The sequence below is a fragment of the Solimonas marina genome, from assembly GCF_012241385.1.
Lineage (GTDB): Bacteria > Pseudomonadota > Gammaproteobacteria > Nevskiales > Nevskiaceae > Solimonas > Solimonas marina.
In genome coordinates, this window is record NZ_JAAVXB010000013.1 from 20,725 (window position 1) to 43,848 (window position 23,124).

20 protein-coding genes and 2 pseudogenes are annotated in these 23,124 nt (G+C 66.2%); 9 read left to right on the forward strand and 13 right to left on the reverse strand.

Going from position 1 to position 23,124, the window contains the following annotated elements; all coding sequences use genetic code 11:
- Nucleotides 1–6 precede the first annotated feature (6 nt).
- The 7 genes from G7Y82_RS18150 to uraH are packed head-to-tail and all read right to left on the reverse strand — an operon-like array spanning nucleotide 7 to nucleotide 8,770.
- Nucleotides 7–933: an ABC transporter permease gene (locus G7Y82_RS18150; RefSeq protein ID WP_168149568.1), complete on the reverse strand. Its 927-nt coding sequence runs from the start codon at nucleotides 931–933 to the stop codon at nucleotides 7–9.
- Entirely contained in the window at nucleotides 930–2,015 is a 1,086-nt protein-coding gene (locus G7Y82_RS18155) for an ABC transporter permease (RefSeq protein ID WP_168149569.1), read from the reverse strand. Before G7Y82_RS18155 ends, G7Y82_RS18150 begins: the two co-directional genes overlap by 4 nt.
- The gene (locus G7Y82_RS18160; RefSeq protein ID WP_168149570.1) at nucleotides 2,002–3,555 is read right to left on the reverse strand and encodes an ABC transporter ATP-binding protein; all 1,554 of its coding nucleotides are present in this window, start codon (nucleotides 3,553–3,555) and stop codon (nucleotides 2,002–2,004) included. Before G7Y82_RS18160 ends, G7Y82_RS18155 begins: the two co-directional genes overlap by 14 nt.
- Nucleotides 3,552–4,640, reverse strand: a complete 1,089-nt coding sequence (gene xdhC / locus G7Y82_RS18165; protein WP_168149571.1) for a xanthine dehydrogenase accessory protein XdhC — start codon at nucleotides 4,638–4,640, stop codon at nucleotides 3,552–3,554. Before xdhC ends, G7Y82_RS18160 begins: the two co-directional genes overlap by 4 nt.
- Complete coding sequence (gene xdhB, locus G7Y82_RS18170; RefSeq protein WP_168149572.1) at nucleotides 4,637–6,979, reverse strand: xanthine dehydrogenase molybdopterin binding subunit; 2,343 nt, start codon at nucleotides 6,977–6,979, stop codon at nucleotides 4,637–4,639. Before xdhB ends, xdhC begins: the two co-directional genes overlap by 4 nt.
- Nucleotides 6,976–8,418 (reverse strand): xanthine dehydrogenase small subunit, encoded by a 1,443-nt coding sequence (xdhA, locus tag G7Y82_RS18175; protein WP_168149573.1) that lies wholly within the window; start codon nucleotides 8,416–8,418, stop codon nucleotides 6,976–6,978. The genes xdhB and xdhA overlap by 4 nt, the downstream gene beginning before the upstream one ends.
- A gap of 1 nt (nucleotide 8,419) precedes the next feature.
- Nucleotides 8,420–8,770 (reverse strand): hydroxyisourate hydrolase, encoded by a 351-nt coding sequence (uraH, locus tag G7Y82_RS18180; protein ID WP_168149574.1) that lies wholly within the window; start codon nucleotides 8,768–8,770, stop codon nucleotides 8,420–8,422.
- A 404-nt stretch (nucleotides 8,771–9,174) separates the two neighbouring features.
- Here uraH and G7Y82_RS18185 point away from each other — a divergent pair, with 404 nt between their 5' ends.
- Together G7Y82_RS18185 and G7Y82_RS18190 are read left to right on the forward strand one after the other, a co-directional pair.
- Complete coding sequence (locus G7Y82_RS18185; protein WP_168149575.1) at nucleotides 9,175–10,287, forward strand: BMP family ABC transporter substrate-binding protein; 1,113 nt, start codon at nucleotides 9,175–9,177, stop codon at nucleotides 10,285–10,287.
- Between the two features lie 74 nt (nucleotides 10,288–10,361).
- Nucleotides 10,362–10,497: pseudogene (locus G7Y82_RS18190) on the forward strand (transposase); the annotation flags it as partial.
- A 110-nt stretch (nucleotides 10,498–10,607) separates the two neighbouring features.
- Here the strand turns inward: G7Y82_RS18190 and G7Y82_RS18195 are convergent.
- From G7Y82_RS18195 to G7Y82_RS18210, 4 genes are read right to left on the reverse strand one after another with little or no spacing between them, the layout of a single operon-like run.
- A complete protein-coding gene (locus tag G7Y82_RS18195; RefSeq protein WP_168149576.1) occupies nucleotides 10,608–11,438 on the reverse strand; it encodes an oxidoreductase in 831 nt (276 codons plus the stop codon).
- A 16-nt stretch (nucleotides 11,439–11,454) separates the two neighbouring features.
- The gene (locus tag G7Y82_RS18200; RefSeq protein WP_206370841.1) at nucleotides 11,455–12,465 is read right to left on the reverse strand and encodes an alpha/beta hydrolase; all 1,011 of its coding nucleotides are present in this window, start codon (nucleotides 12,463–12,465) and stop codon (nucleotides 11,455–11,457) included.
- On the reverse strand, nucleotides 12,462–13,871 hold the full coding sequence (locus tag G7Y82_RS18205; protein WP_168149577.1) for an MFS transporter: 1,410 nt from the start codon (nucleotides 13,869–13,871) through the stop codon (nucleotides 12,462–12,464). The genes G7Y82_RS18200 and G7Y82_RS18205 overlap by 4 nt, the downstream gene beginning before the upstream one ends.
- Nucleotides 13,872–13,884: 13 nt before the next feature.
- On the reverse strand, nucleotides 13,885–14,202 hold the full coding sequence (locus G7Y82_RS18210; protein ID WP_168149578.1) for an EthD family reductase: 318 nt from the start codon (nucleotides 14,200–14,202) through the stop codon (nucleotides 13,885–13,887).
- A 154-nt stretch (nucleotides 14,203–14,356) separates the two neighbouring features.
- Between G7Y82_RS18210 and G7Y82_RS18215 the strand changes: the two genes are divergently transcribed.
- Complete coding sequence (locus tag G7Y82_RS18215) at nucleotides 14,357–15,226, forward strand: LysR family transcriptional regulator (protein ID WP_168149579.1); 870 nt, start codon at nucleotides 14,357–14,359, stop codon at nucleotides 15,224–15,226.
- A 105-nt stretch (nucleotides 15,227–15,331) separates the two neighbouring features.
- On the opposite strand, the pseudogene G7Y82_RS22015 reads toward G7Y82_RS18215, so the two are convergent.
- Nucleotides 15,332–15,468, reverse strand: a pseudogene (locus tag G7Y82_RS22015) (oxidoreductase); the annotation flags it as partial.
- Between the two features lie 328 nt (nucleotides 15,469–15,796).
- Nucleotides 15,797–16,183: a helix-turn-helix transcriptional regulator gene (locus tag G7Y82_RS18220; RefSeq protein ID WP_168149580.1), complete on the reverse strand. Its 387-nt coding sequence runs from the start codon at nucleotides 16,181–16,183 to the stop codon at nucleotides 15,797–15,799.
- A gap of 169 nt (nucleotides 16,184–16,352) precedes the next feature.
- On the opposite strand from G7Y82_RS18220, the gene G7Y82_RS18225 reads away from it, so the two are divergent.
- The 6 genes from G7Y82_RS18225 (at nucleotide 16,353) to queF (ending at nucleotide 23,113) form a co-directional block, all read left to right on the forward strand.
- Nucleotides 16,353–16,946 (forward strand): TetR/AcrR family transcriptional regulator, encoded by a 594-nt coding sequence (locus G7Y82_RS18225; protein ID WP_240954404.1) that lies wholly within the window; start codon nucleotides 16,353–16,355, stop codon nucleotides 16,944–16,946.
- On the forward strand, nucleotides 16,943–18,148 hold the full coding sequence (locus G7Y82_RS18230; protein ID WP_366515696.1) for an amino acid deaminase/aldolase: 1,206 nt from the start codon (nucleotides 16,943–16,945) through the stop codon (nucleotides 18,146–18,148). Before G7Y82_RS18225 ends, G7Y82_RS18230 begins: the two co-directional genes overlap by 4 nt.
- Before the next feature lie 50 nt (nucleotides 18,149–18,198).
- Nucleotides 18,199–18,972 (forward strand): SDR family NAD(P)-dependent oxidoreductase, encoded by a 774-nt coding sequence (locus tag G7Y82_RS18235; RefSeq protein ID WP_168149582.1) that lies wholly within the window; start codon nucleotides 18,199–18,201, stop codon nucleotides 18,970–18,972.
- A gap of 23 nt (nucleotides 18,973–18,995) precedes the next feature.
- Nucleotides 18,996–20,321, forward strand: coding sequence for a D-arabinono-1,4-lactone oxidase (locus G7Y82_RS18240; RefSeq protein WP_168149583.1), 1,326 nt, complete (start codon nucleotides 18,996–18,998; stop codon nucleotides 20,319–20,321).
- Nucleotides 20,322–20,325: 4 nt separating this feature from the next.
- A complete protein-coding gene (locus G7Y82_RS18245) occupies nucleotides 20,326–21,483 on the forward strand; it encodes an MFS transporter (protein WP_168149584.1) in 1,158 nt (385 codons plus the stop codon).
- Between the two features lie 811 nt (nucleotides 21,484–22,294).
- On the forward strand, nucleotides 22,295–23,113 hold the full coding sequence (gene queF, locus G7Y82_RS18250) for an NADPH-dependent 7-cyano-7-deazaguanine reductase QueF (RefSeq protein WP_168149585.1): 819 nt from the start codon (nucleotides 22,295–22,297) through the stop codon (nucleotides 23,111–23,113).
- Nucleotides 23,114–23,124 lie beyond the last annotated feature (11 nt).

Here is a 23,124-nt window from a genome sequence, read left to right on the forward strand (position 1 = left end):
GGTCTTCTAAAGCTCCGGGTGGAAAGGCTTGCCGAGCGACGCCGGCTGGTTGAGCAGGATGGTCTGCCGGTCGCGGCAGATCAGGACCAGCACCACGACGGTCGCCGCATACGGCAGCATCGACAGGAATTCCGACGGCACATGCAGGCCGAAGCCCTGTGCGTAGAGCTGCAGCACCGTGACACCGCCGAACAGATAGGCGCCGGCCAGCACGCGTAGCGGCTTCCAGGTCGCGAACACGACCAGCGCCAGCGCGATCCAGCCTCGACCTGCCGACAGCCCCTCGACCCACATCGGCGTCAGCGCCGTCGACAGATACGCGCCGGCGATGCCGCTGCAGGCGCCGCCGAACAGCACCGCCGCATAGCGCACGCGCTGCACCGGATGGCCGATCGCGTGCGCGACCGCCGGCGATTCGCCGACCGCGCGCAACAGCAGGCCGCCGCGCGTGCGGCTCAAGAACCACTGCACGGCGACATACAGCGCGATCGACGCGTAGACCAGGATGTCGAAACGAAACAGGAGCGGCCCGAGTACCGGAATGTCGCTGAGCAGCGGAATCGACAGATGCGGCAGACCGGCGATCGGTTGACCGGCGAACGACTTGCCGAGGAAGGCCGACAGGCCGACGCCGAACAAGGTCAGCGCCAGACCGGTGGCGACCTGGTTGGTCTGCAATTGCAGGGTCAGCACCGCGAAGATCAGTGCCATCAGCACGCCGGCCAGCGCCGCCGCCAGATAGCCCAGGGTCAGGCTGCCGGTCGTCAGGCCGACGGCGAAGCCGGCGATCGCGCCGACCAGCATCGTGCCCTCGACGCCGAGGTTGAGCACGCCGGCACGCTCGGTCACCAGCTCACCGAGCGCGGCGAAGATCAGCGGCGTGGCCGCCGCCGTCGTGCTCGCCAGCATCGCGATCAAGGTCTCGACACTCATGCGGCGGCTCCGCTCGCCGCCGGCGCGCGGACCACGCGGCGCAGGCGATAGTTCACGAACGCGTCCATCGCCAGCAGATAGAACAGCAGCAGGCCCTGGAACAAACCGGTGATCGCCGACGGCAGGCCGAGGTCGATCTGCGCCTGTTCGCCGCCCAGATAAAGCAGCGACATCAGCAGCGCCGCGAGCACGATGCCGAAGGCGTTGAGACGGCCGACGAAGGCGACGATGATCGCCGCGAAGCCGTAGCCCGGCGACACCGTGGTCTGCAACTGACCGATCGGCCCGGCGACCTCGCCGATGCCGGCCAGGCCCGCGGTGGCGCCGCTGATCAGCAGCGCCAGCCAGACATTGCGCTTCTCGCTGAAGCCGGCGTACGCGGCCGCGGCCGGCGCCAGTCCCGCGACCTGCAGGCGATAGCCGGCGTGCGTCTTGTCGGTGAACAGCCACGACAGGCCGGCCAGCAGCAGCGCGAAGACAATGCCGAGATTGATGCGTGTGCCGTCGACCAGGATCGGCAGCAGCTCCCAGTCGTTGAACATCCGCGACTGCGGGAAATTGAAGCCGTCCGGGTCGCGCCACGGCCCGTGCACCAGATACGCGAGCAGCATCTGCGCGATGTAAACCAGCATCAGGCTGGTGAGAATCTCGCTGGTGCGAAAGCGCGTGCGCAGCAGCGCCGGAATCGCCGCCCAGGCCATGCCGCCGAGCACGCCGGCGATCAGCATCGCCGGCAATATCCAGTGCGACTCGGTATCGCCGAACGCCAGCGCCACACCGGTGCCGGCCAAGGCGCCGATCGTCAACTGGCCCTCGGCGCCGATGTTCCAGACATTGGCGCGAAAGCCGATCGCCAGGCCGATCGCGCACAACAGCAGCGGCGCGGTCTTCACCAGCAGCTCGCCGAGACCGTACAGCGACGTCAGCGGCTTGACGAAGAACACTGCGCAGGCCGCGAGCGGATCCTTGCCGAGCAGCGCGAACACCGCGAAGCCGGTGACGAACATCAGCAGCGCCGCGATCAGCGGCGCCAGCAGGCGCATGCGCGCCGACGGCAGTGGCCGTCGTTCAAGCCGCAGCATCGGCGGCCTCCTCGATCTCGATGAACGCGTCCAGCGCTTCGCCGACGAAGCCGCCCGCCATCCAGCGGCCGATCTCGGCGACGCTGGTTGCCTGCGGTTCGCGCAGCGGCGACAGCCGGCCACCGGCCAGCACCGCAATGCGGTCGCTGATCTCGAACAGCTCGTCCAGCTCTTCGGAAATCACCAGCAGCGCCGCGCCCTGATCGCGCAGATCGATCAGCGCCTGACGGATCAACTGTGCGGCGCCGACATCGACGCCCCAGGTCGGCTGCGCGACGATCAGCACCTTCGGCGCCAGCAGGATCTCGCGGCCGACGATGAATTTCTGCAGGTTACCGCCGGACAGACTGTTGGCCGGCGCCAGCTCGTCGCGGCATTTGACCGCGAAGCGCTCGATGATCTGTCGCGCGAACGTGCGCGCCGCGCCCATGCGCACGAAACCGCGGCGCACCAAGCCTTTCGGTGCGCCGGTCAGCAGCGCGTTCTGCGCCAGACTCATCGCCGGCACGGCGCCACGGCCGAGCCGCTCCTCCGGCACGAAGCCGAACCCGCGACGCCGACGCTGCGCCGGATCGAGATGGCCGACCGGATCGCCGGCCAGACGCACCATGCCGCGAGCGGTGCAGCGCGTTTCGCCGGACAAGGCGGCCAGCAATTCCTTCTGGCCGTTGCCGGAGACGCCGGCGATGCCGACGATCTCGCCGCCGCGCACGCGTAGGTCGATGCCCTGCAGCGCGACGCCGAACGGCTCACCGCTGTCCAGCGTCAGCTGGGTCAGTTCCAGCTCGATCTCCGCGGGCGCGCGCGGCTGCAGGCTGCATGCGGCCAGCTCGCGGCCGATCATCATCTGCGCCAGGCTGTCGTTGCTCTCGTCACGCGGCACCGCCTGACCGCCGGGCCGGCCGCCGCGCAACACGGTGGCGACATCGCACAGCTCGCGAATCTCGTCGAGCTTGTGGCTGATGTAGAGGATGCTGACGCCCTCGTCGGCCAGTCGTCGCAGCGTCACGAACAACTGCTGTACGGCCTGCGGCGTCAGCACCGAGGTCGGTTCGTCCATGATCAGCAGCTTCGGCTGCTGCAGCAGGCAGCGCACGATCTCCACCCGCTGGCGTTCGCCGACCGACATGCTGTGCACCAGCCGATCGGGATCGACCGGCAGCCCGTAACGCTGCGACACGTCGCGAATGCGCGGCGCCAGCGCCGCCGGCTTTTCATGCGCGTCGAGCGCCAGCGCGATGTTCTCGGCGACGCTCAGCGTCTCGAACAACGAGAAATGCTGGAACACCATGCCGATGCCCAGCGCCCTCGCCTGCGCCGGGCTGTCGATACGGATCTCGCGGCCTTCCCATTCGATGCGGCCTTCGTCCGGCCGCGTCACGCCGTAGACGATTTTCATCAGCGTGCTCTTGCCGGCGCCGTTCTCGCCGAGCAGCGCGTGAATCTCGCCGGGCTGCACGACCAGACCGACGCCGTCGTTGGCGACGACGCCGGGATAACGCTTGGTGATGCCGTGCAGCGCCAGGCGCGGTGGACTCATGACGCGCTTCGCTTCGCGGCGCAGCCGCTGCAACCCGTGTGATCGGGATTCGACGCGCAGTCGTCGGGAGCCGGCTTGCGCGCCGGCGGTTCCGGCAGCGTGTCGAGCAGTTGCGCGGCAATGCTGACGGCGATCGCCGCCGGCCACTTGCTGCGCGACGCGCCAAGGCCGACCGGACAGGTCAGCCGCGCGATGCGTTCGGGGGCAACGCCGTCGCGCGCCAGCCGCGAGCGAAAACGCGCGGCCTTGCTCTTCGAACCGATCAGACCGGCGAACGCGAAATCGTCGCGCGCGAGGATCGCACGGCACAGTTGGTAATCGAGTTCGTGATCGTGCGTCATCACCAGAAAGCGTGCGCCGGCCGGCGCTCGCGCGACGGTCGCCAGCGGATCGTCGGCGACCCACACGCGCGTGCTGCCGGCCAACATCGGCGGAAACAGTTCGGCGCGCGCGTCGACCCAGGTCAGCCGCAGCGGCAGTTCGGCGACGATGCGCGACAGGGCCTGACCGACGTGCCCGGCCCCGTACAGCCACAGCGGTGCGCCGGTCGCGAGGCGCTCGCGCAGCTCGACGCCATCGTCATGCCGCGACAGCACCGCGGCACCGGCGTCGTTGGCGGCGGCCGCCTGCCAGTCGCGACGCACCGCGCCACGCTGCAAGCGGCTGCGCAGTTCCAGTGCGCCCTGCTCGTGCAGCGCCATCGTCAGGTCGTCGAGCCACGCAATGTCGTCGCGTTCGTAGCGCTCGAACCACAGTTCGACGACGCCGCCGCAGCACTGGCCGAGTTCGGTGCCGAGTACATAGCGCTGCAGACGCGCGAGCGGTGCGCGCGGCGAGTCGAGCAGCGCGCGCGCAGTCTGCAGCGCCTGCCATTCGAGATGACCGCCGCCGATGGTGCCGAGCAAGCTGTCGGCACCGACCAGCATGCAGGCGCCCGGCTCGCGCGGCGCCGAACCGCGCACCACGGCGACGACGACGCGCACGCACGGCCCCTGGCGGCGCAGCAAGGCGGCCGCGGCGCGCGGCCAGTCGCCGAGCGCGAGCAGCGTCAGCGACGACGATTCGGCCTGGGCCAGTGCGCTCATGCCGCCCAGGCCTCGCCACGCAGCTTGCCGATCGCGCGCAACACCGCTTCCGGCGTCGCCGGCGCCGGCAGCGTGATCAGCTGGCCCGGCGTCGCACACGACGCCACCGCGTCGCGGATCGCATGCCAGACCGCGATGCCGAGCATCAGCGGCGGCTCGCCGACCGCCTTGGAGCGGTGAATGCTCGCCTCGCGGTTCGGGTGCTCAAGTAAATCAATGGTCGTACGCTCGGCCCAGTCGTAGGCGGTTGGAATCTTGTACGTCGACGGCGCATGCGTCTTCAGCTCGCCGCGCGCGTTCCACCACAGTTCTTCGGACGTCAGCCAGCCGGCGCCCTGCAGGAAACCGCCCTCGATCTGGCCGCGGTCGATGGCCGGATTCAGCGAGCGCCCGGCGTCGTGCAGGATGTCGACCTGCAGCAGCCGCGTCTCGCCGGTCAGCGTGTCGATCGCGACCTCGACGACCGCGGCGCCGTAGGCGAAGTAATAGAACGGCCGGCCGCGCAGATTGACGCGGTCCCAGTGAATTTTCGGCGTGCGGTAGAAGCCGGTCGCCGACAGCGGCACGCGCGCGAAATACGCGCCCTGCACCAGCTGCTGGAACGTCAGCGTCTTGAGCTCGCCGATGTGCACCTGACCGTTGTCGAAGCGCACGTCGGACGGCGCCACGCCGTACAAGCCGGCGGCGTGCTTTTCGAGACGGCGGCGGATGCGCCGCGCCGCATGCTGCGCAGCCTTGCCGTTGAGATCGGAGCCGCTCGACGCCGCGGTTGCCGAGGTGTTCGGCACCTTGCTGGTATCGGCGGCGGAGACGCGGATCGCCGACGTCGGAATCGACAGCTCGTGTGCGACCACCTGCAGCACCTTGGTGTACAGGCCCTGGCCCATCTCGGTGCCGCCGTGATTGAGCAGCACCGTGCCGTCGTTGTAGACGTGCAGCAGCGCGCCGGCCTGGTTGAAGTGCGTGGCGTTGAACGAAATGCCGAACTTGACCGGCGTCAGCGCCAGGCCGCGCTTGATCACCGGATTGCCGGCATTCCAGGCGGCGATTGCCGTACGACGTTCGTCGTAGCGGCTGCTGTCGACGAGGCGGTCAGTGATCAGATCGAGGATGTTGTCGTCGACGCGCTGGCCGTACGGCGTCTCGTCACGCTCGCCGATGCCGTAGAAATTGCGGCGACGAACCACGAGCGGATCGAGTCCCAGCGTGCGCGCGATGTCGTCGACGATCTGCTCGATGACCATCATGCCCTGCGGCCCGCCGAAGCCGCGGAACGCCGTGTTCGACACCGTATTGGTCTTGCAGCGGTGCGAAACGATCTCGACGTTTTCGAGAAAGTACGCATTGTCGACATGGCACAGCGCGCGATCGTTGACCGGCCCGGACAAGTCGGCCGAATAGCCGCAACGCGACGCCATCATCACCTTCAGCGCGGTGATGCGGCCGTCGGCCTCGAAGCCGACGTCGTAGTCGGCGATGAAATCGTGGCGCTTGCCGGTGGCCAGCATGTCGACGTCGCGGTCGAGGCGCAGCTTGACCGGCTTGCCGGTCTTCACCGCGAGGATCGCCGCCGCCGCCGCGATCAGGCCCGGCTGACTTTCCTTGCCGCCGAAGCCACCGCCCATGCGCCGGCACTGCACCGTCACCTCGTGCGCGTGGCGCGCGATGGCATGCGCGACGATGTGCTGGACTTCGGTCGGATGCTGCGTCGAACTCCAGATCAGCATGCCGCCGTCTTCCTGCGGCAGCGCGACGGCGACCTGGCCTTCCAGATAGAAATGATCCTGGCCGCCGATCGCCACATGGCCGTACAGCCGCCGCGGCGCCGCGTCGAGCGCCGCGTTCGGCGTACCGCGCAGCAGGCGCTGCGACGGCAGCACATGGTTGTCGCTGGCCACGGCGCTGCGGATATCGAGCACCGCCGGCAGCTCCTCGTAGGCGATCTTCGCCAGCGTCGCTGCGCGACGCGCGGTCAGTTCATCGCGCGCGGCGACCGCGAACAGCGGCTGCCCGGCGTATTGCACCAACGTGTCGGTGAAGATCGGATCGTCCTGCAGGATGCCGCCGTAGTTGTTCTCGCCCGGCACGTCGGCCGGCAACGCGACGTCGACCACACCGGGCAGTGCCAAAACCGCCGACAGATCGAGCGTAGTGATCTGCGCGTGTGCCTTGCTGCTGAGCGCGAAGGCCGCATGCAGCGTGCCGGCCGGCAGCGCCATGTCGTCGACGTATTGCGCACGGCCGGCAACGTGCAGATGCGCGCTTTCGTGGCGCTGCTCGCGACCGACCGGCGAACCCTCGGCCTGCAACTGCGATGACGGCTGCGACGCACCATTCATGCCGCCAACTCCGAGAGCCGCAGCGTCGGCGCCAAGCCGTCGATTTCGAGCCGGAAACGGCGCAGCAGATTGCCGGCGCTGTGCAGACGGTAGCCACTGCTGGCACGCATGTCGGACAGCGGCTGAAAGTCATCGGCCAGCGCGGCAACGGCGCGCTCGACGCTGGCCTCGTTCCACGGCTGACCGCGCAGCGCCGCTTCGGCGACCAGCGCGCGCTTGGGCGTCGCCGCCATACCGCCGAAGCCGAGCCGCACGTCGATCACCACGCCGCCGTCGATGCGGATCGCAAAGCCAGTGCAGACCGCCGAAATATCCTGGTCGTAACGCTTCGCGAGCTTGTAGCTCGCCAGCCGCCAGCCTTCGGCCAGCGACGGCACGACGATGGCCTGCACGAACTCGCCCGGCTGCAGCGCCTTCTGCTGGTAGCCGAGATAAAAGCGTTCGAGCGGCAGCCGGCGCACGGTGTCGCCGTGGCGCAGCTCGACTTCGGTGTCCAGCGCCAGCAGCGCCGGCATCGAATCGCCGATCGGCGAGCCGTTGGCGACGTTGCCGCCGAGCGTGCCGGAATTGCAGATCGGCAAGGACGCGAAGCGGCGTGCCAGCTCGTGCAGCGCCGGATAGCGCGCAACCAGCGCCGGCCAAGCCGCCGCCAACGACACGGCGGCGCCGATGCGCAGGCCGTCGTCGGTGTTCTCTATCGTTTTCAGCTCGGCGACTTCGCCGGTGTAGATCAGCGGCGGCAGGCTGCGCAGATGCTTGGTCACCCACAGACCGACATCGGTGCCGCCGCCCAGCAGCAGCGCATCCGGCTGCGCGGCGTAGCGCGCCGCCAACTCGGCCAGGCTGCGCGGCGCGTAGAAATCGTCGCGATCGAGCGCAGACTCGCGCTGCAGCGCGCGTAGTTGTTCGACGACGGCCGTCGTGTCGTCGGCCGGCGCCGGGTATTCGCCCATACGGCAGCCGGCCTCGATGATCGGCCGATAGCCCGTGCAGCGGCACAGATTGCCGGCCAAGGCATCGACGACCGTGTCGCGCTCGGGCTGTGGCTCGTGCTGGTACAGCGCATACAGCGACATCACAAAGCCTGGCGTACAGAAACCGCATTGCGAGCCGTGATGATCGACCATCGCCTGCTGCACCGGATGCAGGGTGCCGTCGGCGGCCGGCAGCCCGTCGGCGGTCTTGATCGCCTTGCCGTCGACGGTCGGCACGAAACGGATGCAGCTGTTGACGGCGCGATAGTGCAGCACGCCGTCGTCGCCCAGTTCGCCGAGCGCTACCGTACAGGCACCGCAATCGCCTTCGGCGCAGCCTTCCTTGACGGCATGGCAACCGGCGCTCTCGCGCAGGTATTGCAGCAGCGTCGTGGTCGCCGGCACGTCGGCCGCAACCGGCTTGCCATCGAGCAGGAAACGGACGGGTTCGGGGGAAAACGCCACGTCAGCTGCCTCGATACGTCGAATAGCTCCACGGCGACACCAGGAGCGGTACGTGATAGGACTGTTCGGCCGACGCAATACCGAAGCGGATCACCACGCGGTCAACGAACGGCGGCTCCGGCATCGTCGTGCCGCGCGCGCGGAAGTAATCGCCGGCCTCGAACACCAGCTCGTAAACGCCGACCGCCATCGTCGTACCATCGAGCAGCGGATGGTCGACACGCCCGTCATTGTTTGTATGCAATTCGACCAGCGGCGCGGCCAGATCGCCGTCGCGGTACAGCCGCACCGCCAGGCCCGCGGCCGGACAGCCGTTGGCGGTGTCGAGTACGTGTGTCGTCAGTTTTCCCATCAGCAACGAATCCCCGGCCGGCGCGCGCCCGCTACATCACGGCCGCGTATCTCCCAGCCTTGGAGCAAAGCGCGTGCCACGCATCATCAAACAGCGCAGAGCAAGCCCGTACAAGGCTTGCGCGCAATAATTGCATACGATCAAAATAATGATTGCATGCAATTCCGCGCTGCAATTGTGTGCGCGGCGCGCTAAAGCAGGGCACCACCAGCAAACCGAAGGCTGGCCGTCCAGCGCCCGATCACGCCTGTCCGCGGCGCGAGTTGCCGTCACAGCAGGCCTTGCATTGCGGGCAGCACGCGTGGCACAAGCCTTGCGGTTCCAGCAAACGCTGCACCCTACTATCGATTCGGTCGTCAGCGGGTTCGTCGTCCCGCAGCGCACCGAAATCCACGGAGAAATGGATGTCCGGTCTTCACACCTTGCGGCGCCTCACGCGCCTGCGCTCGACGCTGACGGCAGCCTTGTTTGCCGGCTTTTCCGCCTTCGCCTACGCCGCTGGCGCGCAGGCAGCGGAACCGCTCAAGGTCGCCTTCGTCTACATCGGCCCGGTCAACGACGCCGGCTGGAACGCGGCGCATGAAAAAGGCCGCATGGAGCTGCAGGCGGCGCTCGGCGATCAGGTCAAGACCAGCTACGTCGAGAACGTTTCCGAGGGCGCCGACGCCGAGCGCGTGATCCGCCAGCTCGCCGCCGACGGCAACAAGCTGATCTTTGCCACCTCGTTCGGCTACATGCAGGCCGCCCTGAAAGTGGCGCGCATGTTCCCGAAGACCGTGTTCATGCATGCCACCGGCTACAAGACCGCGAAGAATCTCGGCGTCTACGAGGCCAGCACCTACGAAGGCGCCTACCTGATGGGCGTGCTGGCCGGCGGCATGACCAAGAGCAACACGCTCGGCTATGTCGCGTCGTTTCCGATTCCCGAGGTGATTCGCAATGTCGACGCCTTCACGCTCGGCGCGCAGAGCGTCAATCCGAAGATCAAGACCAAGGTGATCTGGGTCAACACCTGGTACGACCCCGGCAAGGAACGACAGGCCGCCGAGACGCTGATCGCGCAAGGCGCCGACGCGCTGTGCCAGAACACCGATTCGCCGGCGACCGCGCAGGTCGCCGAGCAGAAAGGCGTCTACGCCTGCGGCTGGGACTCCGACATGAAGAAGTTCGCGCCCAAGGCGCAGCTGGCGGCGTCGGTAGTCGACTGGGGGCCGTTCTATATCAAGACCGCCAAGGACGTGATGGCGGGCACCTGGAAGAGCGGCGACACGCAATGGGGCGTCGCCGAAGGTATGGTCAAGGTCGAGTCGCTGCTGCCGACAATCCCGGCCACCACACGCAAAGCCTTCGACGCCAAGGAACAGGCGCTGCACGACGGCAGCTTCCAGGTCTTCCAGGGACCGATCAAGGATCAGAGCGGCGCGGTCAAGGTCACGGCCGGCAGCGCCCTCGACGAAACGCAGTTGCGCTCACTGAACTGGTATGTCGACGGCGTCGACGGCGCGCTGCCGAAGTAAGCCGGCGATGTTGGACCGGCCAGTCTTTTGTAGCCAACTCGGAGCCATAATTTCTGGCAAACGAGGAGGTTTCCATGAGCGGCAAGCGGTATCTGGATGAATACAAGATCGAAGCGGTCAAGCAGGTAACGGAGCGTGGCCATTCGGTGAAGGACGTGGCGGCGCGGCGCCACGACACACAGCCTTTACGAGTGGAAGCGCAAGTTCGGCCAGCCAGCAAGGCCGGCTACAACCATTCGTCGAGACATTGATGCGTCGTCATTCATCGTGCCTCTCCGTAAATCGCCGTCCGTCGTAGTTGCGCCTGGCGGCCACGAGCATCAGTCGTAGTCGGTGTCGATGGACAGGGTACGCCACGCATCAATGTCTTTACGGAAGGACACCAGCTTGCTCTCGGCAAGAAAATGGGCACGCGGGCCGAGTGGCAGATGCAGCGGTGGATTCTCAGAGTCGATCGCCTTGAGTATCACGGCCACCGCCTTGAGCGGATCGCCTGGCTGACGCCCGTCATTGCCTTCGCGATAGCTGCGGGCTGCGCCTCCGGTCGCCGAGTAGTCGTCGATCTGCCGCTTGGCGACAGCGATTGAACGACCCAAGAACTCTGTGCGGAACGGGCCAGGCTCGACGATCAACACGCGGATACCCATAGGCGCCACTTCCTGTGCGAGTGCTTCTGACAGGCCTTCGACCGCGAACTTCGTCGCGTTGTAGTAGCCATGCCCGCCGATGCCAACGATGCCGGCACCAGACGACAGGTTCACGACCCTCCCCCCGCCCGTGCGCCGCATTAACTGCAATGCCGCACGTGTTGTCTCGATCAGGCCGAACAGGTTCACATCGAAAAGCGGGCGATACTCCTCTGGAGTCGCCTCTTCAATGGCCCCCATGAATCCGTGACCGGCGTTGTTGACCAGCACGTCCAATCTGCCGAACACCTCGGCAGTCAATGCGACAGCAGCATGTATTGCCTCCGAGTTAGTGACATCCAGGGCGGCAACGCGCAGCGTTTCAGGGTATCGATCTGCCAGGTCGCGCAGCGTTTCGGGATTGCGCGCCGTCGCCACGACGTTGTCGCCGCGTGCCGCTGCCTGCTGAGCCAGATGCCGACCGAAGCCGCCCGAGCATCCTGTAATTAACCAAGTCTTTGTCATGCGTTTCTCCTTTGGCTCAAACTTGAGACTCTGTACGTTCGATGATCCACTTCAGCACCGGCGCCAACGCAGCATCGGAGTTCTTCTCGTAGATCAACCCGTGCCCGTTGCCGTGCACGCCGAGGTCAGGAAGATGCAACAACTCCGCTGAGGCTCCTGCCGCATTGAGGAAGTTCGCCGTTGGCGGACTGGCTGCTGCAAATGCCGAGGCTTCGGCTGTGACGATCAGGATCGGCAAACCGACCAGCGCGGGCAGTCGCAAACTGCCAGGTGCCGCCTTGCGAACAACGTGGGCACTGGTCACGGGCGGCTCGAAGCGCAGCGGCGCCGCTGTCACGCCCCAGTGCATCGCTCCGATATTGGGAATATCTGCAAACGGCGGCCCCATCGGTTCGATGGCGGCGATTGCCTTCACGAGGTCGGGACGGCGATCTGCGACCAGCCAGCCATCCGGGCCTGAGGCGGAATGTGTGACGAGGATGGCCGGCCCTATGCGATCGAGCAGCGTTGCCATGCGGTCGGCGTCAAGCGTCTGCGACAGTTCCAGGTCGGCAGGCAATGGCCCGTAACCCGCGATGAATTCGTCCATCGCTTGAGCATCGTCCGGCGCGAAGGGCCATTGCGTGTGCCGCGCATCATCGCCGGGAAAGTAAATACGCTGTCCTCCCTCGTACGAGAAAGGAGGCCCCATTTCCCCGAGCGTGCGCACATGAAACGGCGACCGGCCATGCCCGGGTCGATCAACCACCAGCACCGCATAACCGGCTTCCACGAAACGCTGCGCCCAACCTGGCCGGCCGTCCGGCGTGTCAAACCACTCTGTTCCCTGAAAACCGCCACCATGCATCAACACGATCGGATACGGCCTTATCACCTTTTCGGACGCTTCCCATTCCACGTACATGGGGCCGCGCTGATACGTCAGACCGTCATGCTCGACCCGGTCACCCGAAATCCAGAAGTGGCCACGACGTAGCGTTCTCACGGACGCGTTCATCCATGATGCAAAGGATTTTTGATCTTTCATGTTTCCTGGCGCTTCCAGCTTAGTCCTGCTGCCAATGCCAGCGACGCGCCTACGGCCAATGAGGCCACAGCAAAGCCGAGCCGCACGTCCTGGGCACTTGCACCATCAGGCGCGATCATGATGAACAGGCCGCCGAACAAGGCGACGCTTACTGCAGCGCTGATCTGCAAGGTGGCGTTTACCAAGCCCGAAGCCAGCCCCGCCCAACGTGTCTCGACATGGTCCACGTTCAAGCGCACCAGCGCAGGAAGGGCGATACCTTGCCCGGCGCCAGTCAGGAACAAGGGCAACGCAAGCCACGACGACGCACCGGCGAAAGCCAGCGCTGCGACCATGACCAGACCGAGCACTTCCAGAATCATGCCGAACCCGGCGGTGCGTGAACCCATTCGCGGGGCGATGTGCGGGCCGCACAGCGGGCCAACGAAGAGCCCGATGCCGAGCGGCAGGATGGCCAAGCCGGCTGCCAATGCATCGTGGCCAAGGCCGGCCTGTTCGTACACGGCGAACACCAGGAAGAACGCAGCGAGCGCATAGAAGAAGAACGTCGATGCCAAGCTGCGTCGCAACCCACGCACGGCCAGAAGCGAGGGCAGAACCAGAGGTGTTCTGCCGGCGCGCTCCTGTGTCTTTTCATACTGCCAGAAGCCCCCTAACAACGGCATGCTCAGAATCAGCGGCGTTATGCACCACCACGGCCAGTGGTGTTCCTGCCCTTCGATCAGCGGAACCACGAGCGCCAGCAAGCCAGCCGCTAGCAGCAACGCCCCTGGCACGTCCAGACGAGCCGAACGCTCGGCCCGGTTTTCACGCAGCAGCATCATTGCAGCAGGGACGGCAGCGATGATGATGGGAAGGTTGATCAAAAAGACGCCACGCCACCCCAGCCCCCACGGACTGGTCGAAACCAGCACCCCACCCAGCAGTTGACCGCCTACGGAAGCCAGGCCGAACGTCGCACCGTACAGGCTCAGCGCGCGATTCTTCTCGCTTGCCGGAAAGATGGCGTGTATCGAGGCCAATGATTGCGGCGCCATGATCGCTGCCGATATCCCTTGCAGCAGCCGACCGACGACAAGCATGCCCGGCGACGGTGCCAGGCCACACAATGCCGAAGCGACGCCAAAGCCGAGCATGCCAGCGATGAAGACGCGCTTGCGGCCATAGAGATCACCTAGACGACCGCCCAGGATCAGGGTGACGGCATAGGCCGCGGCGTACACCGAGATCACCAACTGCGAGACGTCAGCAGATGCGTGCAGCCCCTCCCGCACGGCAGGTAGAGCCACGTTGACGATGAAGAAATCCAACGGTGGCAAGAGCGTGCCAGTCAGCAGGACAATCAGGGCGAGCCAGCGGCGGGAGTCAAGCGCTGCTGTCCTGGTGGTTTGAGTCAACGTAATCATCACGTACGAGTCTTCAAAGCGCAGTCACTCGAGCACGCAGCGGAGCAATGGCGGTGAAACGCGGGACATCGGCCATTACAGCGGAGCGCTCGGGTGACGCAAATGCGGCTTCGAATGCTCCCTCATCGCGAAAGACACATTCACAGAGGGCAAGAGTTCCTTCCTGCTCGGTCGCCGGGAAGAACGCTTTCAGGCTGAGCAGTCCGTACTGCCCCCACGCCTTCATGGTCAACGGGAGGTGAACCCCAACGTAGTAGTCGCGATCGAAACGATCTTGTGGCGCCCCCTGATAGGTCACATAGACAACAACGGGCTGAGCTTCAGTATTCATGTCTTGAGATTCCAAATGAGAGTGGCCCGAAGTGGGCAGACCGTCGGCCCGCAAGGGGGCATTCGTTACGGACAGAAGGATCGCCAAAACATTATTGTTCGCATACTGGCATTGCTGTACATTTCATTTACATTTTTGTACGGCCGTGCATAGCATGGAATGGAACGACGTTCGCATTTTCCTTGCAGTAGCCCGCAGTGGATCCTTCGGCGAGGCCGCCCGGGTGCTGGACGTGAGCCATCCGACAGTGGGGCGCCGAATTAAGGTGCTTGAGGACGAAGCCAAGCAATCGCTCTTTCGTCGGACCAAGGACGGACTCATGCTCACGGATGCCGGGGACACCGTGCTGGCGCTGGCGGAATCCATGGAGGATTCGGCGCTGTCCATAGAAAGGCGTCTGACCGGCAACAACCAACGCCTCGAAGGGATCCTGCGTATCTCGTCAGCGGACTGGTTTGCCGGCTATGTCCTGGCTCCGGTGCTGGCCGAGTTGACGCGCCGTCATCCCGCTGTCGTGCCGGAAGTCATTGCAAGCCATCGATTACTCGATCTCTCGCGTCGCGAGGCCGATATCGCCTTTCGCATCGTGCCATTCAGTGAGCCGGATATTGTTCAGCGCCGCCTGATGCGGATGCCATACGGTCTCTATGCATCGGCGGCAACCAGACAAGCGTTACAGAACGATCCAGCATCCGTGGGCCTCGTTCTCATGAATACCGCACAGTCGCACTTCCCCGACGTGGCCTGGGTGCTGGAGAGGTTTCCGCTTTCCCGGCGTGCCTTCACAAGCACGAACCGAACGGTCCAGGCACAGATGTGCCTCAAAGGTATGGGTATCGCGGTGCTGCCAAGGCCGCTTGGCGATGCAATTTCCGGACTACAGCGCATCGACACGCCGGATCAACCTCCGACGCGGGATATATGGGTCGGCTATCACCACGACCTGCGGCACATGGATCGCTTGCGGGCGATGCTGGATATCGCCGACATGATGCTGTCGGATTCCATGACTACAGCGCAATGATCTGCATGCCTCCAAATCCATGCCTAAGCGCTGGATCGGCGAACGTCGCTATGAAGAACCAGCGGCGGTGGGAAAGGCGTTGAGCATTTCAATGGCCTCCACATGGGCCTCCACATGATTTTCTGGAGGCTCCCAATACCTACGCCAGTGATGCGCATGGCTCCATAGCCAAGCCTGTTGACCTCGAGGTCGCCAATATCAAATGTACCGGCCTGTTTGGCATTCAACGAAGAATTGACCATCCTTTGTATTCCTTATTTCAAATATCTCCGCAGCGCTTATCGCGCGCTGCGGAGCATTGATGGAAAACAAGGCGGCAGCTATATCTAGCTATGCAATAGAAAGAGCGGCACGCACCCCCATGCGCGCCGCCCTCTTCGTTTCCGGACGCCGCCGCCCCCGCGGCATCACCGGCCCCGCCCCCGGACTTGCATCCAAGGCACCGCCACCCCGACGCTCGAGCCGCTGACTCGCGGCCGCGAGTGCGCCCTCAAGGTCGGCCGCTCCACTGGAGCATCCCCCGACGTCCCCGATGGCCTGTCGCGATGACAGACCGACCACACATCTCGATCAGTGCGCCGCGCGGCGCCGATAGGCGAGCGGGCTGACGCCGCTCCAACGGCGAAATGCACGACTGAAGGCGCTCGGCTCGGAATAGCCGAGCTGATAGCCGATCTCGGTCAGCGTCATCCCGCCATGACGCAGATAGCGGCATGCCACCTCGTAACGCAACTGTTCGACCAGCTGCTGAAAGTTGAGCTGCACGCCTTGCAGGCGCCGCTGCAAGGTGCGCTCGCTGTAACCGAGCTTGGCGGCGATCACATCGATCGTCACCCCGCCGTCCGGCAGCGCACCGAGGATGCGCCGCTTCAGCTCGAGCAGCAGTAGGCCATCCTGCCCGACTGCCATTTCCGGTTCGTCGAACCGGACCGAAACCGCTTCCGTCATTCCCAACATGAACCCCACTCCCGTCGACATCGTTGTCGACCCCCGTAGCTGACCCGTCCATCTTGCATTTTCTGTGCCGACCAGACGGTATAGTAATTATGCCATTTTCGTCCACTTCGGGGCGCCGCTGTCGCAAACTGTCAAGCGATTGCGGGCGTGATGCACTAGGTTTGAGCAAATGACCAAGAAGACTGTCAAGAAGGCCGCCACCAAGGCCGCCGCGCCGCGCGGCCGTCCCAGCTCACGGGAGTCGATGCTCGATGCCGCCGAAGCCGTCGTCGTCCAGCAAGGCGCGGTGCGGCTGACGCTGGACGCCGTGGCCAAGCAGGCCGGCGTCAGCAAGGGCGGGGTCATGTATCACTTCCCGAGCAAGGAAGCGCTGCTGCAGGCACTGGTCACACGGGCGATGGAGCGCTCTTACATCGCACGCACCCGCCTGCAGCCGGACAGCCCGGCACCGGGCGACATCCTGCGCGCCTACGTCCAGGCTTCGGTCGGCGACCCGCTCGGCAATCTGCGCGTCAGCAGCGCACTGCTCGCAGTGGTCGCGAGCGATCCGACGCTGATGGCGCCGGTCCGTGAATTCTTCAGCAAGCGCCTGCCGTCGATCGCCCCGGGCGTTCCGTTCGAGCGCGCGGCGATCGTACATCTTGCAACGGAGGGCCTATGGCTGATGGATCTGTTCGGCGCCAGTCCTTTTACAAAGAAGCAGCGCACTCAGGTAGTCAAACTGTTGGGCGAGCTGGCCGGCAACGGCGGCACGCTGCCGTGAACGGCGTCGCCCTGCCCGACTACGCGACGCTGGCCGCCGCGCTGGAGGGCCAGAGTCTGCCAGCGGCGGTCCTCGACCTGGACCGCCTCGAAGCCAATGCGATGGCGATGCTGCGCCGCGCCGGCCGCCTGCCGATCCGCCTCGGCAGCAAGTCGATCCGCTGCACGGCGGTGATGAAGCACGTGCAGGCGCTGGACGCACGCTTTCAGGGCCTGCTCTGCTATTCGGCCCGCGAAGCGGCGTGGCTGGCCACGCAAGGGTTCGACGATCTGCTGGTCGCCTATCCGACCGTCATCGAAGCCGACCTCATCGCCGCCGCCGAAGCGGTGCGCGGCGGCGTAACGGTGACGCTGATGATCGACGATGCACGGCAGATCGACATCGCCCAACGCGTCGCCCACGAGCACGGCGTCTGCCTGCCGTTGGCGATCGATATCGACATGTCCAGCGATTTTCCGGGCCTTTATTTCGGCGTGCGCCGCTCGCCGGTCAAGAATGCCGAACAGGCCGTGCTGCTGGCGCGCCGCATCGCCGCCAGCAACGGCACGCTGCGCCTGCGCGGTGTCATGGGTTATGAAGGCCAGATCGCCGGCCTGCAGGATGCGGTGCCGGGGCAGCGCATCAAGAACCAGCTGGTGCGCTGGTTCAAGAAGCGCTCGATTCCGGAACTGACGCAGCGCCGCCAGGCGGTCGTCGACGCCCTCTATGCCGCTGGCTTCACGCTCGAATTCGTCAACGGCGGTGGCACCGGCAGCCTCGAAAGCACCGCGTCCGACCGCTCGGTGACCGAAGCGGCTGCCGGCTCGGGCCTGTACTCGCCGACGCTGTTCGATCACTTCGGCCACTTCCGTCACGCACCGTCGCTGTACTTCGCGCTGCCGGTCGTGCGCCAGCCGCTGCCGGATGTCGTGACCTGCTCCGGCGGCGGCTATATCGCGTCGGGCCCGACCGGCCCGGACCGCGTGCCGCAACCGTTTCTGCCGGACGGCCTGAAGCTGCTGCCGCTCGAAGGCGCCGGCGAGGTGCAAACGCCTGTGCAGGTGCCGGACGGCGTCTCGCTGCCGCTCGGCGCGCCGGTGTTCTTCCGCCATGCCAAGGCCGGCGAACTGTGCGAGCGCTTCGAGCGCGTGTTGCTGCTGCGCGGCGGTCGCATCGTCGGCGAGGAGCCGACGTACCGCGGCCAGGGCCAGTGCTTCTTCTGAGCCGCCGCGCACGCATGCACGATCGTCTCGACACGAACTGGCTCTGAGCAATGCAGCTGCACGATCGCACCATCCTGATCACCGGCGCATCGTCAGGCATCGGCCGCTGCGTCGCCGAGCGGCTCGCCGGCGAGCGCAATCGTCTAATCATTTCCGCGCGTCGTGACCGCGAGCTGCAGGCCGTGGCCCGGCAGGTCCGTGAGCGCGGCGGCCAATGCCTGGCGCTCGCCGCCGATGCGCTCGACGAGTCCGCCGCCGCCGCGGTCGTTGCCCGCGCCGCCGAGCACTTCGGCCGCATCGACGCGGCGCTGCTCAATATCGGCGAAGGGCCGGCCTATCACATGGGCAAGGCCAGCGCCGCCGACATCCGTCGGTGCATGCGCCTCAACTACGACGTCACCGTGAACTATCTGGCGCCGCTGATCGCGCACATGAAGGAACACGGCGGCGGTCTGATCGCACATACCAACTCGCTGGCCGGCCTGCTCGGTGTGCCGATGCAAGGCCCCTACTCGGCGGCCAAGGCTGCGGTGCACGTGCTGTTCGACACCTGCCGCACCGAGCTGCGCCGCGAGCGCATCCGTTTCGTCTGCACCTATCCCGGCTTCATCGCCACCGAACGCGTCGCCGGCGACGGCATCCCGGCGCCGTTTGAAATCTCGCCCGAGCGCTGCGCCGCGTACATCATCCGCGCCATGGAGCGTGAAACGCGCGACGCGCCGTTCCCCTGGCGCACGGCCTGGCTGACGCGTCTGTTGCGCCTGTTGCCCAAACCCCTGGCCGGACGCGCGATGCTCGGCTTTGCGCCGGCCGATTATGGTTAACACCTCTATCAGGACCCTACGACATGAGTACGTCTCAAAACGCCCCGGTTCCGGTCGGCAGCACGACCTGGCGTAACTGGTCCGGCTCCGTCGAGTGCCGGCCCGAACGCGTGCTGGCGCCGCGCACCATCACCGAGCTGCAGCAGACCGTGGCACGCGTCAACGCCGCCGACGGCAAGCTGCGCGTTGCCGGCAGCGGCCATTCATTCGTGCCGCTGGTCGAAACCGACGCTACGCTGCTGACCTTGGACGCCATCGCCGGCGTCGAGCGCATCGAGAACAACATCGCGTCCATTCTTGGCGGCACCACGCTCAAGCCGCTCGGCCACGAGCTGCGCGACCGCGGCTACGGCATGATGAATCTCGGCGACATCAACAAGCAGGCAATCGCCGGCGCGGTGTCGACCGGCACGCATGGCACCGGCATCACGCTCGGCTCGATCTCCACGCAGGTCGCCGGCATGACGCTGGTGACGCCGGACGGCAGCCTGCGCGAATGCTCGGAAACCAAAGACCCGGACCTGTTCGCTGCCGCGCGCGTGTCGATGGGCGCGCTCGGCGTCATTGCCAAGATGGACATCAAGCTGCAGCCGGGCTATCGCCTGAAGCTGACCAAGCAGCCGATGCACCTTGACGACTGTCTGGCGCGTGCGCCGGAGCTGGCGCGCAGCTATCGCCATTTCGAGTTCTACTGGGTGCCGCACACGCGCGGCACGCTGGTCAAGCTGATGGAGCCGACGCAGGAGCCGGAGTCGAACACCAAGCTGACCGGACTGCTCGAACTGATCCTCGAAAACGGCGCGCTGGGCCTGCTGTCGCGCATGGCCCGCGCACGTCCGCAATGGACGCCGAAGATCGCCGGCATCATCGCCAGCTCGATCGGCGGCGATTCGAGCACCATGGTCGCCGACTGCCATCGCGCGTTCTCGTCGGTACGACTGGTGCGCTTCAACGAGATGGAATACGAGCTGCCGGCCGAGAACGGCCCGGCGGCGCTGCGCGAGTTCGCCGAGTTTGTCGACAAGAAAAAGATCCAGGTGCATTTCCCGGTCGAATACCGCTACGTCAAAGGCGACGACATCTGGCTCTCGCCGTTCTACGGCCGTGACTCGGCGGCCATTTCCGTGCATCAATATCAGGGCATGGACTATCGCGAATACTTCAGCGGAGCCGAAGCCATCTTCCGCAATCACGGCGGCCGCCCGCACTGGGGCAAGATGCACACGCTGACCGCGCGCGATCTGGAACCGCTCTATCCGCGCTGGAACGATTTCCTCAAACTGCGCGCCGAGATCGACCCCAAGGGCATGTTCATCAATCCGTGGCTACAAAAAATCTTCGGGCTCTGACGCGATGAAAGGGGCCGCCCTGCGGGTGCTGCTGATCTACAGCGCATTCAACGCGCTGATGCAGTTCGAGTGGCTGCGCTTCGCGCCGATCACCAACGCCACCGCCGAACAGTACAGCGTCACCGTCGGCGCGGTCGGCTGGCTGTCGTTGGCCTTCCCGCTGCTGTTCCTGCCGCTGGCCCTGCCGGCCGGCGCGCTGATCGACCGCTGGCCGGTACGGCGCAGCCTGCGCGCCGTGGCGCTGATCATGCTCGTCGGCTGCGTGCTGCGCGTGGCCGTGCCCGGCTTCACCGGCCTGCTGATCGGCCAGCTCGCCATCGCCGTCGCGCAGCCGGTCGTCATGGCACTGATTGCGCGGCTGGCACGCGTCTGGTTCCCACCGGAACAGCACCTGCAAGCCACCAGCATCGGCACGCTGGCGCTGTTCGTCGGCCTGGCGCTGGCCTTCGTCGTGCTGCCGCCGACCGCCAGCCTGTCGATTGCTTCGGCGCAGCGCGTCGACGTGCTGGTGATGCTGGTTTTCGCCGTCGCCTGCTTCGTGCTGGTGCCGGCCGATCCGGCGCACGACGACACCGCCGGCACCGCCGTTGCGCCGAAAGCCGCACGCGTGCTGCTGCAACCGGCGCTGCTGGTGCTGTTCGCGCTGATCTTCCTCGGCAACGGTTACTTCAACGCCATCTTCACCTGGCTGGAACCGATGCTCGGCGCCAGCGGCATCGACGCCGAACACGCCGGCTACGTGGCGTTGGCGATGCTGGCCGGCGGCGTCGCCGGCATGGCCATCGTGCCGGCGATCGCCACGCTGCGCACCCACCTGCGCCCAACCATCGCCACCGCCGCGCTGCTCAGCGTGCCGCTGACCATGCTGCTGACGCACGGCCGCTCGACCGGCCTGCTGTGCGGCGTCGGTGTGATCCTCGGCGCGATGATGCTGGCACCGCTGCCGCTGCTGGTCGATACCACCGCCGATCTCGCCGGCGAAGCGCACGCCGGCCTGGCCGTCAGCACCTTCTGGCTGGCCGGCAACGCCGGCGCCGCAGCGATTATCTACGGCTTCTCGCAACTCGCCGACCGCAGCCTCTGGGACTGGGCCGGGATCGCGCTGTCACTGCTGCTGGCCGGCGAAGCGGTTCTGACCATCGGCCTGCGGCCGCGACGCTGAGTTCGATACCCAGCGACGCGTCGCCCACCTACCGCATGCACCCGCTTGGCGGGCACCGACGCACAGCGTCGCGGCTCGCGCCGCACCTACAAAGGCGCTGCAGCGCGTGTTACGGTTCCCCCGAACCGTTCATGCCGAGTGCGGCCGCAAGGCCGTGTATCGAGGCAGGCCGCAGGCCGCGACCTGCATCACACCGCGTACCGGAAACAGCTCACTCGATCGCCCCGTAGGTGCCGTGCGAGCCGCGACCTAACGAGCCCACTGCGCACAGCGTCGCGGCTTGCGCCACTCCTACAAAAGCCCACAAGGCGTCATGCGGTTCTCCCGGACCGTTCATGCCGAGTGCCGCGCGCAGCGCAGTGTATCGAGGCACACCGCAGGCCCCGACCTGCATCACCTCCACATCGGGAACAGCTCAATCGATCACCCCGCAGCAGCGGTGCAAGCCGCGGCCCGACGAGGCCGTCGCGCGCACAGCGTCGCGGCTCGCGCCACTCCGACAAAAGCCGTCAGGGCGTCTTGCGGCTCCCCCGGACCGTTCATGCCGAGTGCCGCGCGCAGCGCGGTGTATCGAGGCACACCGCAGGCCCCGACCCGCATCACCTCCACATCGGGAACAGCTCAATCGATCACCCCGCAGCAGCGGTGCAAGCCGCGGCCCGACGAGGCCGTCGCGCGCACAGCGTCGCGGCTCGCGCCACTCCTACAAAAGCCGTCAGGGCGTCTCGCGGTTCTCCCGAACCGTTCATGCCGAGTGCGGCCGCAAGGCCGTGTATCGAGGCACGCCCGCGCCTCCCGTAAAATCGCGCCCATGAACACCCCGCAAGATTCAATGCTCGGCCGCGAGGTCGCCTACCCCTCGCACTACGCGCCGGACCTGCTGTTTCCGATTCCACGTGCCGTCGCGCGTGCCGAAATCGGCCTCGACGCCGCGACGCTGCCGTTCACCGGACATGACCGCTGGCATGCCTACGAGCTGAGCTGGCTCAATCGCCGCGGCATGCCGCAGGTCGGCACCGCAACGCTGACCGTGCCTGCCGCGGCGCCGAACCTGATCGAGTCGAAGTCGCTGAAGCTGTATCTGAACTCGCTGAACGCCGAACGCTTCGACGACGAGGCCGCCGTTTACGCCCGCATCGCGTCCGACCTGTCGGCGCGCAGCGGCGCCGAGGTCACGGTGCACCCGGGCCTGCCGCCGTTCGCCACGCAAGCCGGCGCCCTGCTCGACACGCTGGACCTCGACGTCGACGACTACGGACCGCCGAATCCGTCGCACCTGAGCGCCACGGCCGGCGACAACGCCAACGAAACACTGGTCTCGCACCTGCTCAAATCGAACTGCCCCGTCACCGGCCAGCCCGACTGGGGCACCGTCGTGCTGCGCTACGAAGGTCCGCGCATCGACCCTGCCGGCCTGCTGCGCTACCTCATCAGCTTTCGTGAACACTCGGGCTTTCACGAGCAGTGCGTCGAACGCATCTTTGCCGACGTGCTCGCGCGCTGCGCGCCGCAGCGCCTGTCGGTGGAAGCGCGCTACACCCGCCGCGGTGGCCTCGACATCAACCCGTGGCGAATCACGCCGGGCTGGGACGGCGGCATCAGCCTGCCGACGCGCGAACTACGCCAATAGTCGGCTGATCG

Bases quoted from the DNA above. Each gene is read 5' to 3' on its own strand.
- G7Y82_RS18205 (WP_168149577.1), bottom strand. From the start codon at position 13,871: ATGATTACGTTGACTCAAACCACCAGGACAGCAGCGCTTGACTCCCGC.
- uraH (WP_168149574.1), bottom strand. From the start codon at position 8,770: ATGGGAAAACTGACGACACACGTACTCGACACCGCCAACGGCTGTCCG.
- G7Y82_RS18200 (WP_206370841.1), bottom strand. From the start codon at position 12,465: ATGAAAGATCAAAAATCCTTTGCATCATGGATGAACGCGTCCGTGAGA.
- xdhC (WP_168149571.1), bottom strand. From the start codon at position 4,640: ATGAGCGCACTGGCCCAGGCCGAATCGTCGTCGCTGACGCTGCTCGCG.
- G7Y82_RS18210 (WP_168149578.1), bottom strand. From the start codon at position 14,202: ATGAATACTGAAGCTCAGCCCGTTGTTGTCTATGTGACCTATCAGGGG.
- G7Y82_RS18215 (WP_168149579.1), top strand. From the start codon at position 14,357: ATGGAATGGAACGACGTTCGCATTTTCCTTGCAGTAGCCCGCAGTGGA.
- queF (WP_168149585.1), top strand. From the start codon at position 22,295: ATGAACACCCCGCAAGATTCAATGCTCGGCCGCGAGGTCGCCTACCCC.
- G7Y82_RS18225 (WP_240954404.1), top strand. From the start codon at position 16,353: ATGACCAAGAAGACTGTCAAGAAGGCCGCCACCAAGGCCGCCGCGCCG.
- G7Y82_RS18220 (WP_168149580.1), bottom strand. From the start codon at position 16,183: ATGTTGGGAATGACGGAAGCGGTTTCGGTCCGGTTCGACGAACCGGAA.
- G7Y82_RS18150 (WP_168149568.1), bottom strand. From the start codon at position 933: ATGAGTGTCGAGACCTTGATCGCGATGCTGGCGAGCACGACGGCGGCG.
- G7Y82_RS18185 (WP_168149575.1), top strand. From the start codon at position 9,175: ATGTCCGGTCTTCACACCTTGCGGCGCCTCACGCGCCTGCGCTCGACG.
- G7Y82_RS18160 (WP_168149570.1), bottom strand. From the start codon at position 3,555: ATGAGTCCACCGCGCCTGGCGCTGCACGGCATCACCAAGCGTTATCCC.
- G7Y82_RS18195 (WP_168149576.1), bottom strand. From the start codon at position 11,438: ATGACAAAGACTTGGTTAATTACAGGATGCTCGGGCGGCTTCGGTCGG.
- G7Y82_RS18155 (WP_168149569.1), bottom strand. From the start codon at position 2,015: ATGCTGCGGCTTGAACGACGGCCACTGCCGTCGGCGCGCATGCGCCTG.
- G7Y82_RS18245 (WP_168149584.1), top strand. From the start codon at position 20,326: ATGAAAGGGGCCGCCCTGCGGGTGCTGCTGATCTACAGCGCATTCAAC.
- G7Y82_RS18240 (WP_168149583.1), top strand. From the start codon at position 18,996: ATGAGTACGTCTCAAAACGCCCCGGTTCCGGTCGGCAGCACGACCTGG.
- G7Y82_RS18235 (WP_168149582.1), top strand. From the start codon at position 18,199: ATGCAGCTGCACGATCGCACCATCCTGATCACCGGCGCATCGTCAGGC.
- xdhB (WP_168149572.1), bottom strand. From the start codon at position 6,979: ATGAATGGTGCGTCGCAGCCGTCATCGCAGTTGCAGGCCGAGGGTTCG.